The sequence below is a fragment of the Halalkalibacter suaedae genome, from assembly GCF_017939705.1.
Lineage (GTDB): Bacteria > Bacillota > Bacilli > Bacillales > Bacillaceae_D > Halalkalibacter > Halalkalibacter suaedae.
This window is the reverse complement of record NZ_JAGKSQ010000004.1, coordinates 29,968-46,047: the sequence shown is the minus strand read 5'-3', so window position 1 is coordinate 46,047 and position 16,080 is coordinate 29,968. Positions and strand designations below refer to the sequence as shown.

At 36.0% G+C, this 16,080-nt stretch carries 13 protein-coding genes and 1 riboswitch; of the genes, 5 read left to right on the top strand and 8 right to left on the bottom strand.

Annotation, left to right across the window (positions count from 1 at the left end; translation table 11 throughout):
- The first annotated feature begins 131 nt into the window (after positions 1–131).
- Positions 132–971 carry an EAL domain-containing protein gene (locus tag J7W16_RS10570; protein WP_210597285.1) on the top strand — a complete coding sequence of 280 codons (840 nt, stop codon included), beginning with the start codon at positions 132–134 and terminating at the stop codon, positions 969–971.
- A gap of 45 nt (positions 972–1,016) precedes the next feature.
- On the top strand, positions 1,017–1,964 hold the full coding sequence (locus tag J7W16_RS10565; RefSeq protein WP_210597284.1) for a GGDEF domain-containing protein: 948 nt from the start codon (positions 1,017–1,019) through the stop codon (positions 1,962–1,964).
- Positions 1,965–2,042: 78 nt separating this feature from the next.
- Here J7W16_RS10565 and J7W16_RS10560 read toward each other — a convergent pair whose 3' ends face one another.
- From J7W16_RS10560 to J7W16_RS10540, 5 genes are all read right to left on the bottom strand, one after another.
- Positions 2,043–2,204, bottom strand: a complete 162-nt coding sequence (locus tag J7W16_RS10560; protein ID WP_210597283.1) for a hypothetical protein — start codon at positions 2,202–2,204, stop codon at positions 2,043–2,045.
- A gap of 67 nt (positions 2,205–2,271) precedes the next feature.
- Positions 2,272–2,976, bottom strand: coding sequence for an OmpA family protein (locus tag J7W16_RS10555; RefSeq protein ID WP_210597282.1), 705 nt, complete (start codon positions 2,974–2,976; stop codon positions 2,272–2,274).
- Positions 2,969–4,792 (bottom strand): MotA/TolQ/ExbB proton channel family protein, encoded by a 1,824-nt coding sequence (locus J7W16_RS10550; protein WP_210597281.1) that lies wholly within the window; start codon positions 4,790–4,792, stop codon positions 2,969–2,971. The genes J7W16_RS10555 and J7W16_RS10550 overlap by 8 nt, the downstream gene beginning before the upstream one ends.
- 213 nt (positions 4,793–5,005) lie before the next feature.
- Positions 5,006–7,828, bottom strand: a complete 2,823-nt coding sequence (locus tag J7W16_RS10545) for a sensor domain-containing protein (protein WP_210597280.1) — start codon at positions 7,826–7,828, stop codon at positions 5,006–5,008.
- A 223-nt stretch (positions 7,829–8,051) separates the two neighbouring features.
- A complete protein-coding gene (locus tag J7W16_RS10540; RefSeq protein WP_210597279.1) occupies positions 8,052–9,020 on the bottom strand; it encodes an alpha/beta hydrolase in 969 nt (322 codons plus the stop codon).
- Between the two features lie 261 nt (positions 9,021–9,281).
- Positions 9,282–9,365, top strand: a riboswitch (cyclic di-GMP riboswitch).
- A gap of 65 nt (positions 9,366–9,430) precedes the next feature.
- Between J7W16_RS10540 and J7W16_RS10535 the strand changes: the two genes are divergently transcribed.
- Complete coding sequence (locus J7W16_RS10535; RefSeq protein ID WP_210597278.1) at positions 9,431–9,745, top strand: hypothetical protein; 315 nt, start codon at positions 9,431–9,433, stop codon at positions 9,743–9,745.
- Between the two features lie 69 nt (positions 9,746–9,814).
- Here J7W16_RS10535 and J7W16_RS10530 read toward each other — a convergent pair whose 3' ends face one another.
- Both J7W16_RS10530 and J7W16_RS10525 read right to left on the bottom strand, forming a co-directional pair.
- A complete protein-coding gene (locus J7W16_RS10530) occupies positions 9,815–11,704 on the bottom strand; it encodes a M56 family metallopeptidase (protein ID WP_210597277.1) in 1,890 nt (629 codons plus the stop codon).
- Positions 11,697–12,083 (bottom strand): BlaI/MecI/CopY family transcriptional regulator, encoded by a 387-nt coding sequence (locus J7W16_RS10525; protein ID WP_210597276.1) that lies wholly within the window; start codon positions 12,081–12,083, stop codon positions 11,697–11,699. Before J7W16_RS10525 ends, J7W16_RS10530 begins: the two co-directional genes overlap by 8 nt.
- Positions 12,084–12,286: 203 nt before the next feature.
- Here J7W16_RS10525 and J7W16_RS10520 point away from each other — a divergent pair, with 203 nt between their 5' ends.
- Positions 12,287–14,389 carry a DUF2339 domain-containing protein gene (locus J7W16_RS10520; protein ID WP_210597275.1) on the top strand — a complete coding sequence of 701 codons (2,103 nt, stop codon included), beginning with the start codon at positions 12,287–12,289 and terminating at the stop codon, positions 14,387–14,389.
- Positions 14,390–14,952: 563 nt separating this feature from the next.
- Positions 14,953–15,477 (top strand): CBO0543 family protein, encoded by a 525-nt coding sequence (locus J7W16_RS10515; protein WP_210597274.1) that lies wholly within the window; start codon positions 14,953–14,955, stop codon positions 15,475–15,477.
- A gap of 60 nt (positions 15,478–15,537) precedes the next feature.
- Here J7W16_RS10515 and J7W16_RS10510 read toward each other — a convergent pair whose 3' ends face one another.
- Positions 15,538–16,071, bottom strand: a complete 534-nt coding sequence (locus tag J7W16_RS10510) for a GNAT family N-acetyltransferase (RefSeq protein WP_210597273.1) — start codon at positions 16,069–16,071, stop codon at positions 15,538–15,540.
- Between the last annotated feature and the right edge of the window lie 9 nt (positions 16,072–16,080).

Here is a 16,080-nt window from a genome sequence, read left to right as displayed (position 1 = left end):
TAGTTCTTTTTTTAACTCCTCATAAAATTGTTAAACAAAATTTTACAATAAGTTTACTAGTATTTAACATATCACTGTTATAGTTTTGTTTAGAGAGATCTCTACACATATCGTCATAAAAGGAGTACATAATGCAACCAAATCTCTCATTTATTCGCGAGAAGCCACTCTGTTCATATCTTCGTTATCTTTCTATAAGAAAGAGGGCATCGAACAACGAGTTTAATAAACTCAAAGAACTTCATTCAGTTATGGATACGAAATCCTTTACAACTTATTTCCAGCCACTTGTCGAGCTAGATACGGGAAAAAAGATTGGCTATGAAGTTTTTAATCGACCTCCTATATCACAATCGTTTCCTTCCACCGAAAATTTCTACGATTTTGTTGGTCAAAGCGACTTGATTTATAGGGTCGAGGAAATTTGCCGTACTCTTTCATTAGAACGTTATTCTTCCTCTATACAAGATCAGCAAGGTAGAGAAGAAATGGAATCCAGTATCTTTTTGAATGTTCATCCTAAACTACTGAAAAATTCGGTTGATACACTAATGTCTACAATACAGCTATTCAACAAATATCAAATCCCGACTTCTAGGGTCGTTTTTGAAATTTCTGAAAAGACGTCAATCGAAGAATACAAGGAATTCGAGAAAGTACTTTCTCAATATCGTTTACATGGATTTAGATTCGCCCTTGACGATGTAGGTTCCGGATACAATAGTTTAATTACGCTTGTATATTTAAAGCCAGAATTTATCAAATTAGATAAAATGCTCATTCAAAATATTGATCAAGACCTAACAAAACAACAGCTTGTCAAAATGTTAACTGAGTTTTCAACGAAATCACAGACAAAGCTTGTTGCAGAGGGAATCGAAAGAAATGAAGAGTTAGTATTTTTAAAGGAGCATGGCGTTCATATTGGACAAGGCTATGCAATTGGCAAGCCGAAACAACACCTCCAATAGGTGAAACAAGAACAGCTGGTACTGTTTTCAGGAGTGGGGTTATATATGACTACATACATCGAGGAAATTTGCGAACAAGTACCTTGGGTAGATCCTAAAACGCACAGTCAGGAAGTGCATTTGATTTTTAAAGACAATCCTAAATTACAAGGCATCGTAGTTATAGAGGAAGATATGCCTGTTGCCCTTGTAATGAGATCACGTTTCTATCAAAAAATTGGTGGTCTTTACGGCTATAATTTATACATGGGAAGAGCTATTGAACTTGTCATGAATAAATTCCCTTTTATCGTTGACTGTACGCAACCTATCGTCGAGGTAAGCCAAAAAGCTATGGAACGCCCTGAGGAAGAACTTTACGATTATGTCATTGTAACAAAGGAAGACAAATATATAGGTGTTGTGAGTATTCAAAAATTACTTTTAACCTTTGCCGACATTCAAAAAGAAGCCGCAAGATTTTTAAGTCCACTTACAGGTCTACCTGGTAATAACTTAATTGATTTAGAACTCTCAAAGTTAATCAATGCCGATCATTTTTGTGTTCTCTATATCGACCTAGATAACTTTAAGGCATATAACGATACATACGGCTTTAAAAATGGGGACAAACTCATCTTAGAAACTGCCCGCATATTACAGAATTGTCTTCCACACCATTTTGTTGGTCATATTGGTGGAGATGATTTTGTCGGTATATTGAAGCAAGATGAATATACAGAATCGGCCAATCAAATTATTCACGAGTTTGATCTAGCTATTCAACAATTCTACTCTGAGGAGCATTGGAACCAGGGATACGTAATAACCGAGAATCGCTTCGGAATAAAAGAAAACATTCCTCTCGTTTCGATTTCAATTGCTATTGTCACTAACCAAGGATATAGCTATTCCTCTGCTCACGAGATTGTTAGTGTAGCTACTGAAATGAAAAAGATTTGCAAAAAAAATAATTATAGTTGTTTTGTCGCTAATAACTATAATTGTATATAACTCAACCCCGTTCTATTATTATTACCTGTCATTCTTGAAACCAAAAATGACAGGCATTTACTTTTTTATATTTTTCACTTAGAGATGGTCATCTTCTGCATCTAAATCTTTTACAACAAGTGAAATATTATTGTTATTCACTAAAGGATCTAGATCAAGTCTCTTTACCTTACTATCTCCATTGAAAAATTCATCAATTTTCTTATTTGCATATTCTGCTTCAGTTTCTTTTTTCTTCACTAGCCATTACACCCCCTTAGTGTGTAGATTACCCTAAAGGAAATATTTTAAAAAGTCTCTCCAGAATTTATTCATTCGTCGTCTCCCCTAATAATTCCCTAGTTTTCTCAAGGATCTCTTCATCCTTTAAGCGAAATTTAAATTCGACTCGTCTGGATGCGTTTGGACTATAATTCCCTTCTTCATCTACTCGCCCTTCTGTATACGATCGACCGTTAACCGTTAATTTGTCCTTTAGGTGCTCCTGTATATTCTTGTAAGGGAAATCCTCACTTAATATATACTCTGCTACACTGAACGCTCTTTGTTGTGACAGCTCAAGATTATACAAATAGCTACCATTATTATCTGCATGGCCTTCAATGATTATTTCTGAAATATACTCTTCATACCCATTCTCTAGCAATACATCTAAATAGGCAGGGACAAATTCATCTAAAAATTCAAATGCCTCAGGTTTTAATACTGCCGCATCAAATTCAAACAAAATATCTGTATTAAAAATTAATGCACCTGTTTTTTCATCAATTTCAATACTTAAATCAGAGCCACTAAATTCTTCATTCAGATCCTCAATGATGTTCACTCGAACACCCATAATCTGATCAATTGTTCGCTTCATCTCTTCAATTTGAAATGATTTAATTACCATCATCACAATGAAGATCAGTATAAAACAAAGAAGAATCGCTGTTAATAAATCAGTGAATGATGGCCAAAAGTGACTTTCCTCCTCTTCTCGATGGAACAAACGTTGATATTTCCTAATCATTAGTACCAACCCTTATTCGACTAGCTTGATTTGATGCTTCTTGCACGAGTTGAAGCTGTCGGTGGAGTTGCTGAATCTCATAACCTAGCTCTTGAATCGTTTGCTGTAATTGTCGTGCACTTCTCGTTTGATTCTCTATTTCCATCTCACTTATTTGTTTAAATTCTTTTTTTATAGCCTCATTACTATCATTAACATATTCAGCGAAGAATCGACTAACCTTCTCTAACTTTTCACCAAGCGTTCCTTCTACCGCAGTAACATATCTAGATAATGACTCCTTCAGAATAGTAACATTTGATTCTAAATTATGTTCTCTAGAAGTAAATGAATCAGACATCTGTATGACCGTGCGATTAATGTCGCTTAGTAATTGTTGATTCTTTGCCCCTTGTTGTTCAAATTGCCTAGATGCATCACTCATCCATTTCTCATTCGCTTGATTGTTAGCTGAATGACTGCTTAAATGATTGTAGAAATCTTGATTGTATTGCTTCAGCTCATCAAAACGATTTGTAAGAAGCTGTTTGTAGTCCCCCTGAGTTCTGTTAATCGTTTCTAATTCATCTGGTAGCCTTCCAATTGCGTGTCCTAGCTTGTGAAAATCATTCTTCATTTCGCCTAAATACTGGTTGATTCCTGTTAACTTAGAGCTCACATCACTACCCAATATTCTTTCAAATTGCTGATTGTTCTCCTTCATCATTCTAGCAAGTTGATCACTCTGACCAATCATTCTCTCAAATGCATGATGAATGGATTCTTGTTTTGTAGTGATTACTGAAAAATAATCCTTTAAATCAACAACTGATTCTTGAAACTGATTCATCGATTCAATTTGTGATGTAGAGAGCTCATCGATTTTTTTATAGGTTTCGGTAAACGCACTCGTCATTCGTTCATTTCTTTGATCCATTTTATAAAAATAAGAAAATAATTGATCAAAATTCTTATTTAGCTTCGTGACTCCCTTATCAAAACCATCTGTTACTTCTTTTACACTATGAATGAGGACGGTGAAATCCTTTAAATTTTCAGATAAACCTTCATTAAATGCAGCTAAATCCTTCGCTGACTGCTGTAAACCAACCGTATATTCCTGGAAACCATGAAACGATTGGACGATACTCTGTAATGATTCTTGATTTGTCTCTCTTAACTCGTTGATTGAAGAATTAATCGTTTCAGACACAGTAATTAGACGAGCCATTGCATCTTGCTCATTTTCCTCTAAATAGGATTCAGTCTTTAACATAATATCTGTTAATAAATACTCAGTATTTGCAATTCTGGTGATGACCGTCATTAATAGCGATAGTCCCATACCAGCAATACTTGTATAAAATGCGACATCAATACCAGCTAGTACTAGAGCAACATTTTCAACAAGCTGGTCACCTGCTGTAGTAATACTTCCAAGCGACATAGCAAGTCCTATAAACGTTCCTAGAACCCCAACTAATATGAAAATAGAGACCGTCATTTGAATCATCTTAATCAAACTCACCACTGGAATATTAAAGACACGCCAGCTCGAAAATTTCTTCTGAACAAAAGTCTCTACCTTTACTGATTCTTCTTTGTTTTTATATTCGAATTCTCCTTGAAACGTATTAACAGGAGCGATCTCTAAGGAATTTGTCTCACTTATATAATTTCTTATCCTTCTTAGTTTAAGGTATAAACTAAAATGGACGAAGGTAGCAACGATAAATGTTACAAACAGCACCATAAAAATCAATTCAATCATAGGATCTGATACAATCGATTGAGCTTTTTGTTCACTCGTAAAGAATGTAAGAATCGCTTCAATCATTTAAAAACCTCCTTTTTTATCTTTTTCATTTAAACGTAGTAAGCCTTGTCTCTTTCCTTTGTTTATTGCTATTCACAACAAGGACAATTCATGCATATCGATAAAAGAAGGATATTTCTACAGTTATTCAAGACTTCGGTCAAATTTTAATGACTTAGTAGCTCTAATGCCTTATGCACATCCAGTCTCAAAAGAAAAAGGCCTAACTCTAGGTTAGACCCTTTCCTTCTGATTCAATTGAAACATATAGCCTTCAAGCAAGTAGTTTTCGAATTCTTTTGATGACACTGGGGGACTAAAATAATAGCCTTGTATTGCATTTGCTTTTTCACTACTTAATAACCGCAGTTGATCCCCTACCTCTACCCCTTCTGCAATCGTCTTGAGGTTTAATGCCTGGGCTAGTTTAATGATCGACGTCACTATTGCTTTACTTTTTGGATTTGTATGCATCTCTCCAATGAAGGAACAATCAATTTTTAACGTATCAACTGAAAAACTCTTCAAATGATACATTGACGAATAGCCTGTACCGAAATCATCAATAGAGATATTGATACCTAACGATTTAATTTCATTTAGGACTCCAATCATTTCCTCTTCATTTTTCATTAATGCAGTCTCAGTAATTTCAAAGTCAATCCATTTTGTCTCAAGCTCGACTTCATCAAGTATTCGTTTTACACTATCAACAAATCTACCCTGTTGCTGAAGTTGTCTAACCGATACATTAATAGATACCCTTAGTGATTGTAAGCCCTGCAATTGCCACCGCTTCGTCTGCAGGCATGCTTCGCGTAAAATCCACTCACCTAATGGGATAATAAGTCCTGTTTCTTCTGCTAATGGAATAAATTCACCCGGAGAAATTGTTCCTAAGCTAGCATGATCCCACCTAACCAATACTTCCATCCCGACAATACTTCCGGTAGAAAGTTCAATAATTGGTTGATACTCTAAGAAAAAGTCTTCATTTGCAATAGCCTCTCTTAGATTCGTCTCTAAAACCACTCTTCTGAGGGCTTTCTTGTTCATCTGCTCATTGTAAATCGCATATCCGTTTTTATTATGATCCTTCACATGATACATTGCCCAATCAGCTTGTTTCACTAGAGTCTGGGTCGACACATCCGGGTCGCCGCTATAATAGGTAATTCCGATACTTGTCGTAATATGAAATTCAAATTCTTGAAAAATAAACGGTATTTTTAATGCTTCTAGGATTTCTTTGGCACAACGAAGCGCTTCTGCAGTGTGCTTAATTGTTGGCAGTAGCACCGCAAACTCATCACCACCTTTACGAGCAAATGTAGCTGTATCCGGTACTACTTGTTTGATCCTTTCTGAAACATCAATTAACAATTGATCACCAACATCATGCCCTAATGAATCATTAACAAGCTTAAATCCGTCCAGATCAAGATATAGTAGGGCCATTAATGTCCGTTCTTTTCTAACCCGTTGCCACGCTTGATTTAATCGATCGGTAAATAAGGAACGATTCGCTAGCTTTGTTAATTGGTCGTAGTATGCCATTTCATGAATTTCTCTTTCACGCTTTCGCTGATCTGTGATATCTTTGGCAATTCCAAATACACCCTTTACCTGACCATCGATAATCATCGGCACATTGGTTACATTGATTGTACGCCTCTTTCGACTCTTCGTCACAATTGTACATTCATAACTTTTGGAAATTCCATTAACTGCCTGTGCAAATGTTTGGTTAACCTTTTCAAGATCTTCTATCGCAATAATAGACTCAAACGGAACAGTAAGGAATTCTTCAACAGTATAACCTGTTACTTTTTCAGTTGCTGGATTGCATTCTAGAAATCCCCCATTAATATCTAACGTATAGACGCAATCATAATTATGATAGAAAAGTGATTTATAGTGTTCAGCACTTAGCTTTAATTGCTGTCTTAAATGAGCTTCATTTGTAATATCCTTATAAACACCTACTGCAAAGATTTCATCATGCTGTACTGGTTGATATGATGCGAGGATCGTTTTGATTTCACCATTTTTATGGATTCTTTTTACTTCCTTGTTAATCACAGCTTCATTTTTTAAGAGTTTTGATCTTATTTCAAATTTCAATTCTTCTTGTGGAATTAGATTTTCTGCAGGATTCCTAATCTCTTTAAGCTCCCAACCGAGCATTTTAGTAAAAGGCTTATTTACATCAAGCACACCTCCATCATGCCCCATCGAAAAAATACCATCTGTTGTATTGTGATAAATCATTTCTAGCTCAGTTTGAGCGTTTCTAAGCTTGTCCTTTGCTGTTTGCTGTTCTGATTCATCATTTGCAACCACAAACACCCCGTTTACTTGACCTTTAGAATTACACGGAAAAAAGGACATACGAACGGTCTGGTATCCCCCATCTATATGCTTCAAAAGTGAAAGTGTTTCAGTATGCCCGCCCTCAATTGCTTTGTTAAGACTATTTATAATCTCCTCATGGTCATCTTTATGAAAATATGTAATGAAATTCGACTTGGTTATCTGACTCCTCTTTATTCCTGTGTTCGTTACCACTTGATCATTAAAATCCATCCATTCGAAATCAGTAGTTAATAAAAAGATCATATTAGGTTGATAGCGAAACAAGGATTTATACTTCTCTGTAATGTGAATGAGTTCATCCTGCAAGTTGAGTGTTTCAGACACGTCTCTTAAAATCATAGTTATATAAGACAGCTGTCCTTCATGGTTATATATAGGAGTGATAGATAATGTAATATCTATGAGCTGACTTGCTTTTGTTCTCTGTTTCATAGAGTAGCAGTTAATCTTCTCACCGAGATGAGCTCTGTCTACTAATGCTTTATAATCAGCAATTACTTGTTCTGGAATCATTTGAAGATCCATCACAGTTTTACCAAGCACCATATTTTTTGACCAGCCAAAAAGAGTAGAAAATCCATCGTTGACTTGAATAATTGCTCCCCATTTGTCAGTAACAATGATTCCATCTAGTATTGTGTTAAATGTAACATCAAATACCTCACGTTCTACATCTTTCATTCTCTTAACTCCCTTTACGATAAAATCTAAAACAGTCTATTAATGAAGTTATTCTATATGTATAACTACTACCATTTTCTTCATTTTACAACTTTATCCTTTATATGGATACTTAAATTACTGATAGAGGGACCCCTATAGATAAATTAAGGCCCATGAAAAAGGTAAACCTAAACCTCTTTTATGGGCCTTAATTAATTTCTGTAGGTGTTACTTAATTCTTTTAGTTAATATACGTTTCAACAAATCCCCAAACACTGTTCCAATAGGTAATTGGATCAACCTTTTCTGCCTCACCATGACCTGCACCTGGAATAATCAGTTTGTCTTTCTCGACATTTGCTGCAGCGTAGACCTTATCTAACATCTCATATGGAACAAAAGTATCGGCCTCACCATGGATAAACAACATTGGCGTTTGACTCTTAGCAACTTGGTCGATTGCAGATGCTTCAAATAAATCATATCCTGCACGGATTTTAGTGACTGTGTTGGCAGCATTCAGAACCGGAAATGGAGGCAAACTAAATAGATCATCAAGCTGATAGGTAAATACATCACTAACAGAAGTATAGCCACAATCCTCGACGATGACTTTTACATTTGAAGGCAAGTCCTCTTCGCCTGAAGTCATCATTACGGTTGCCCCCCCCATTGAAATACCAAACAAAGCAATCTCTGCTTGTGGATCCTTTTCTAGAATTTGATCAATCCATAGAAGTAAATCCTTTCTGTCATGCCACCCCATTCCAATGTAGTCGCCTTCACTCTCGCCATGTCCACGAAGATCAGGAGCTAACACATTATAGCCTCTTTCGTAGAAATTACGACTATATCTCGCCATTGAAAGGGCATTACCTGTGTACCCATGAACAACAACTGCCCATTTATGATCGGCTGACTCATTTTCATAGAGATAAGCATTTAAGTTTAATTTATGCTCGTCTGTCGATACAATACTCAATTGAGTTGGCTCATGTTCCTTCTTGAAAAGTTCGTCAGCTAGCTCTGCTTCCTCTGCAACCGAGCCCAAAACCGCTTCACTCTCGGCTAAGTGTGGATTCCCTTGAAGGAACTCCTTCTCTGCCTTAGCATTTAATGCGAAATTGAAAAAATAGTTACCAACGAATCCATAGCCACCTATACCAATAATTGCAACGATCCCTAAAACGATAAATGTTTTTTTCTTCATATCTTCCCTCTCATTTCTTTGTTGTTAAAATCTATCATATTAGAACATGAACAACAGGTCATTTGTCACAGTTCAAAATGGTCATATACTATATTACTACGAAATTTCATGACCGTCTCACTTTTTGAACCTTGTTCATAATCCTTTCAATAATCTCAATTCTTTTCGAAAACCTTTATATTATTGTTAAAGCATTAGTTCCACCCATAAATTCCATTAATTACCCTCATTTACTTTTGCTCAAATGATTTCTATAATCAAGAGTGACAAAGGCAAACTTACTTAAAGGTAAGGACGCAAAGCTATAGGGGCTAACGAGTACATCTATGCCAGCCAGTTGCCTACTTAACATTACTCCTTTTCATTGTGATGAATTAATTAGGCACATTAAATTAGGAGGAGGAACTTTCGTGAAACACCAAGAACCCGAGTTAAAAGCAGCTTTAAATAAGTTAGATAAGCTACTTCATGACTATCCTGACAGCTCAAAGGCCTTTATTCCTTATAAGAATTATTTAAAAAATTTCTTACGTGTCAAAGTGAAATCCATCAATTTACCTACTTCTGAGGTAATGGCTGTCATCAAACATGAGAGACCAAATATTACTTATTTACTAAAAAAACAATCAAAGCATGACCCAACTCTTTATTTTCTAACAAATATAGAAATGGATTATGAAAAGGCTAATAAAAAACTATCTGAGATGCGCAAGCTTCTTCAATAGACACTTTACCTATGCCATAATTCAGAAAACCAAAAGGACTCATGAGCGCTACTCATGAGTCCTTTTCTATTATTTACCTGTTAAAATATGTTCGAGAATCTCTAAATCATCACGAAGAGTTCCAAGACCTCCGTATATGTCCTCAAATTCCTTTCTTACAAACGTAAACGTCGTGTCATATTGAGCTTCATCAAGCTGTCCATTCGATTGCGAGATTCGGTATGCTAATGTTACTTCATCTAAATTATCAATCATCGAGAACAAGACAAGTGCATTAGATCGTGAATTTGCTTCAAGGACCGAGTCTTTCACAGTGATCGGCCAGGATTTATTATAATCACGATTTGACGCTGGTTCATAGTAAACAGTTAGCTTATACGGTGTTTGATCTGTTTCCATTGATATAAATCGCTGCTGAAAATAAGAATCTGGCACTGGTAGATTTTGAGCAAGTGAAGACACTTTGCCATTAGCACCTATATAAGGGGTTTTATGTTTTGAGATCTCCGTAAGATCATATGTCATCATATCCACTCTTACTTTAAAGCCATAACTTACGGTTCCTTTATCAGGGTAGTCTAGAATCAATGAATAAATATATTCTCCTGACGCTGCTGGTGCGTTAATATAGACATCCCCATATCCTTCCAAAGGAGATTCTGCCTTGTTTTCTCCTTCAACTAATTCACCATTTTTATAAACTTCCAATTTTTTTACTGTGAAATCATATTGTTTATCATTTTTCATTTTTTGCGTGCTAAGGTTAAGCTGTTGATTACCCGTCACACTAAGAGCATTGTCAAATTGATAGTTAAACTGAATAGGGTGGTCTGAATTCACTATCACATTGTCCCAAGAATAACTTCCAATTAACGCCTCCTTGATCGGCTCACCTTCAGCACTAATATAAATGGGTGCTGGCCCGTTTTGACCCATTCCTATACCTGCCCCTAAATAAGCACCAGTCAAAGTAATAATACTAAACAAGAGAACTGAACCAATAATGACCGTTTTTGATTTTTTTCTATGATTCATAATCGCTAGTAATCTTTCTTTTAACGTCTTTTTTTCTTCTGACAGCGTCGCTTGTAAGGTTCCAACGGGAACGTTATTTTCAGCAACAACCGCTAATAATGTTTCACCGTATTCTTGTTTTTCAGATGGATTTAAATGCTTAATAACCGCTTCATCACAAGCTAATTCACAAGCACGATTTATTTCCTTTCTAACTATATACATCAATGGGTTGAACCAATGAATTGATGTCACAATCATGATTAGCCATTTCACTCCAACATCAAAACGTTTGAAATGAGTCACTTCATGGAGCAAAACGTTTCTTAACTGTTTGTCTGTGAAAGGGATGTCCGGGATAATGATCATCGGACGAAAGATTCCGACAAGCATTGGCGTTCCGATAAAACGATTCCGCTTGAGTCTAATTCGCCGTTTGACTATTTCATTTAACATTTGTTCCTCTTCCCTCGCGGCCGGTTGATTCCCACGGTTTAGATAGAACTTAAATTTCATGTATCCAAACAGATTAATCGAGAGGACAACAATAACCCCTGCTAGCCAAAGATAACTCAGAGAAAATTTCATTACAGTTCCAAGACCTTCAGTCGAATTAGCTTCACCATTAGAGAGGGCATTACTTATTTCATTACCATTAACCTTTACAGAGGCATGGGTTTCTTCAATGCCTTCATTATCAGCTAGTGTTACAGTCACTTGCTTATTCTGCTCAACAGCTCGATTATCATTGTAAAATAAGTCATTCATCATACTGTTTTCAAATGAAAATGGAAAAACAAGTCTGATTAGAATAACAAGCCAAAGGTAATATTGAATCGTTTTAGAAAGCCTGTGTTTAACAAAAGGTTTAAGTGCAAATAAAATGAGAGCCAAAATACTTCCCGCTAGAGAAAGAGACAATACCATTTTCAACACTTCACTCATTGCTATCACCTTCTACCTTGAAGAGATCACGTAATTCTTCTATATCGTCTTGATTTAGTTTTTTACTTCCAAGCAATGAAGCAACAAGGCTTTTCGCACTTCCAGAGTACAGACGATCGATCAAGCTTTGTGTCGTATAATCATTGTATTCTTTTTCCGTCACAAGCGGTTGATAGTAGTAGACCTCTTTTTTCTTCGCCTTGACAACACCTTTTTCACACAGTCTTCGAAGGAGTGTTTTGATTGTAGACGTTTCCCATTTACTTGTTTGCAAAAGTGTTTTGCGAATCTCTGCCATCGGAAGAGCCTCTCCTACTGCCCATAACACACGTAATACCTCAACTTCTGAGTCAGTTATTTTAGAAATCAACTTCGTCACATACACCCTCCTATTCAAGGTTACAGTTGTAACCACTCATGTTGAGTTTACAACTGTAACCTATTATTGTCAAATATGAATTTACAAATTTCTTCTGAGTTTCTCATCGGTTCTTTAATGATTTAAAAAGGATCAAAGTAAACAGATTGAAAGGATTTGAAAGTTTTTTGTAGAAATGTAAGTAATTGAAAGGATGATTGTCGATGGATGATAAATACCAACTACTTGAGGAACGTGTGCAGAAATTAGAGTCTGAGGTTAAAGCACTAAAGGAGCAGACAAATAGGAACTCCTTTAGGGAAAAACCTTTCTATTCACAGAAAAATTACGATACATGGAAACGAAATACGCCTAGCAATATAGAAAGAAAGGCAACACCTCTACCTAGTAATATAGAGTCAAAAGCAACTGCTCCTAATCCGGTTAAACCGATGCAAAAGTCTTTAGAACCTACATTAGATCTAGAGAAAGTATTAATCCAATGGATGCCCCGTGTGTTTATGATCATTCTTCTGATCGGTTTATTATGGGGACTGAAGATCGGAATGGATAACGGTTTTATAACGAATCCAATTCGTGTCATTCTAGGCTACAGTGGGACCGTATTACTCGCTTGGTTGGGGTATAAGCAATACATAAATAGCCGGCATGCTTTGGGACTTAGCTTAATTGGAGGAATGGTTGCTCTTGGCATGGTCACTACTTTCGCTGCACATTCACTTTATCAGTTTTTCGGAGTGCCGTTTGCTCTAATTATTAATCTAGTATTTGTCGTTATAGGTATTTTCTTGTCCCACAAACTAAAGTCAGAAACCCTAGCTGTTTTTTGTGCCTTTGGTGCCTTCTTAATTCCATTTCTATTAGAGAGCACGAGTCCGAGTACATTGTTTTTTTGCATATATATACTGAGCTTATTTTTAGCACTATTTTACCTTTCGCTTCGTGAAAATCACAAATATACGTTTTATGTGATTTTTGGGCTATTTCATATAACATTATTCACTTTCTTAAACGCCACTGTAAACAATCAAGAGACAATTATCGCTCTAACTGTGCTTATTCAACACTTATTCTTACTTCTTATGTTTGTGAGGAATAAGGTATCTGTTCAAGTGTTTTCAGAAGTACTTCTATATACCAATTTCTTATTCGGAATCGGATGGCTGAAATTATTTAATAATAGTTATGAACCTTATATGTATGGTGGATTAGCCATCATATACATTGGACTGGCACTACATTCCTACAAACAAGATAGGACTTCTTTGCAAAGTGTATTGTCCGCGATTAGTGTTTTTGCTGTAGGAGTATTCCTGCTTTCGTTTAATTTTGTTGAGCAGAGAATGTATACTCTTCTGTTAGTGCTCGAAAGTACCCTCGGTTTATGGCTGGCTTTTCAATTTAAAAATGTAAGAATGATCTGCACAAGTGGTTTGATCTATCTACTAACTAGCTTATTCATTGTTACCTCACAGCCAGTCTATGAGTTTTTTTCGTTTGAGCATATGTTATGGATTAGCTTTCTAACGTCACTTATGGTCTTATATGTCGCAGGTTATCGCTATTTACCTAAACACTTTTCATTACGTATCAAAACAATGGATATAAGTCTCACTGTTGGTCAGCTGTTATTTTTGATTTATTTTGGGATGATCCTTCAAGAACTTGTTTCATACGTAGATGTAACCTATGCGATGGCTCTTCACTTGCAATTGTTTGGTTTGTTTTTGCTAGTCTTAAGTTTCTATAAGGCCTACCTTTGGTCTCATGGTAAATACATGAGCTACGTCGGCTTTGCCGTTATTCTATTAATGATTCCTGCTTTCTTACTTGTGCCCTATCTTTATGGATCGCATCTAGAATTCATCGCAATGCTATTGATTGAATTAATATTTCTAGCTACATTAATTTACTTTACACATTTAGTTTGGAAGAAGAAGTTCACTATATTGGAAAAGAAATTATTAGATAAATTCGGAAGTATCATTATTAGTATGCAAATAATTATCTTTCTTTTTGTGAATAAATGGACATTCGGAATCTCAGCACAGTTCAACATCAGTTCAGATTACGTCTATTTCATTCACTCTTTTGTTCTTCTATTTTTCGCCTTTGCTTCAACTACAGCTGGACGTAAGTTTTCATGGAGATGGGTTCGAATTCTTGGTGTGATTTTAATAGGTGTAACGATATTTAAGCTGTTCTTTATCGATTTAGTCCAAGTTTCAATTGTCGTAAGAGCCATTTTATTTATTCTAGTTGGTATTACAGGGGTATGGTATTCAAGAACTCTTTATCAAAAATAACTATAGGTTTACTCAGTCTAAACAAAAAGGCTCAGACAAAAGTGATTTATCTAAAGGAAAATCCGAACAATGATAGTTGGCGGAAGTAAACCGCTCCTGAAATATACTTCGCTTTCCGCGGGAAGCCGTTGAGCCTCCTCGTGCCTCAGCACCGCGGGGTCTCACCTTCGGCTTTTGCATGAAGCCACCTGAAAAAGTCACTTTTAGCAGATTCGAGGAAGCAGCAATGGCTCCACACGTTGCACGCCTGCTATGAGAAACCCACTCATAGCAGGCTTAAGACAATGCAACGGTTACGCTCATTGCTTAAAGGCCACTGAAAAAAGGTGAAAATCACACCTTTTTCAGTGGCCTCTTTTGCATCCCGCAGGAGTCTACGTATCTTTCATCTGCTACGTGATTGCTTTGTTCGATATTTCAGTTAGATACTTTAGTTATGTCCCAGCCTCTTTGTATTCAAGAATGTTTCTTAGACAACTTATACATTTATTTTAAATTAAGATTAAGTTATCTATTTTTGGAAAGACTATTTTTATATAATTATTCAAGTAAAGAGTGATGATATGAAGGATATAATGAACGAATTTACTACTGTTCAAATGGAGCATTTTTCTTATTGGAGGGAACATACGTTATGGCATTGGGAGTTTTGGGTTTTATTATTTTTAGCCGTTGCTCCTTGGGTTGTTTGGTTTATTATTCGAAAACGTGGAAGTGAGGCAAGACTGCTGCTTTCAGGAGCTTTTGCCGTTATTGTTGCAAGTTGGTTTGATTTTTTAGGAATTGCATTTGGTTTATGGGAATACAAAGCAATGCTAATCCCTACAATTCCTTCCTTCATGCCATGGGATATCTCTGTCGTCCCTGTCTCAATTATGATTTGGTTACAATTCAAACCAAGAATGAATCCTTTCATAAAAGCTTTTTCATTCTCAGTCATCGCGTCCTTTATTGGAGAACCTATTTTTATATGGATTGGTCTATACAATCCTATTCACTGGAGCCATCTGTACTCATTTCCTATTTACATACTTATTTATTTGCTTGCTTATAAGATTAGTAAAACAGACTCAACTGATTTATTATAGCCTAACCACGTCCGCCAACTATTTGTTTCGATTTTCTAATAGTTAAATCGCTTTTGTCCTTTATACTGACTGATACACCATTAACCAACAATCTCGATACTCCCCTTCATGGAGCTCACGTTTTGGGAGGAACTTCACTTTCTTAAAACCACATTTCTCATAGCAAGCGATTGCTCTCAGGTTCGTCGATTGAGGGTCAACTACTATTTTGTTTGCTTCCATACGTTCACTTAAGAATGCCGCCATTGATGTAACAAGTAATGTTCCAATCCCTTTATTCCAGCACTCCGCTTCACCTATGAATTGGTCTATACCATACATATTTTCTTTCCCATATCCATATTCTTCTTTCGTGAGATCATCTAATTGATAGAATTGAATATAGCCTATTGCTCGCTCCTGATATTCTACAATACATTTCACTTCTTCCTCTTCAAGGGTATAAAATACTCGAGTTACCTTATCTAAATCAAACTGCTGATCTCTGCCTTCATAGAACTCAAGAATAGTTGGATCTGAAAGCCATTTAGCAAGCAGATATTTATCGCTAACTTCTAATTTTCGAACAGTAATATCACCATTTTTAAATAGCATCGTTTAAGT

Coding starts and splice junctions, on each gene's coding strand:
- J7W16_RS10550 (WP_210597281.1), bottom strand. CDS start 4,792: ATGATTGAAGCGATTCTTACATTCTTTACGAGTGAACAAAAAGCTCAA.
- J7W16_RS10510 (WP_210597273.1), bottom strand. CDS start 16,071: ATGCTATTTAAAAATGGTGATATTACTGTTCGAAAATTAGAAGTTAGC.
- J7W16_RS10515 (WP_210597274.1), top strand. CDS start 14,953: ATGAAGGATATAATGAACGAATTTACTACTGTTCAAATGGAGCATTTT.
- J7W16_RS10570 (WP_210597285.1), top strand. CDS start 132: ATGCAACCAAATCTCTCATTTATTCGCGAGAAGCCACTCTGTTCATAT.
- J7W16_RS10555 (WP_210597282.1), bottom strand. CDS start 2,976: ATGATTAGGAAATATCAACGTTTGTTCCATCGAGAAGAGGAGGAAAGT.
- J7W16_RS10565 (WP_210597284.1), top strand. CDS start 1,017: ATGACTACATACATCGAGGAAATTTGCGAACAAGTACCTTGGGTAGAT.
- J7W16_RS10530 (WP_210597277.1), bottom strand. CDS start 11,704: ATGAGTGAAGTGTTGAAAATGGTATTGTCTCTTTCTCTAGCGGGAAGT.
- J7W16_RS10545 (WP_210597280.1), bottom strand. CDS start 7,828: ATGAAAGATGTAGAACGTGAGGTATTTGATGTTACATTTAACACAATA.
- J7W16_RS10540 (WP_210597279.1), bottom strand. CDS start 9,020: ATGAAGAAAAAAACATTTATCGTTTTAGGGATCGTTGCAATTATTGGT.
- J7W16_RS10520 (WP_210597275.1), top strand. CDS start 12,287: ATGGATGATAAATACCAACTACTTGAGGAACGTGTGCAGAAATTAGAG.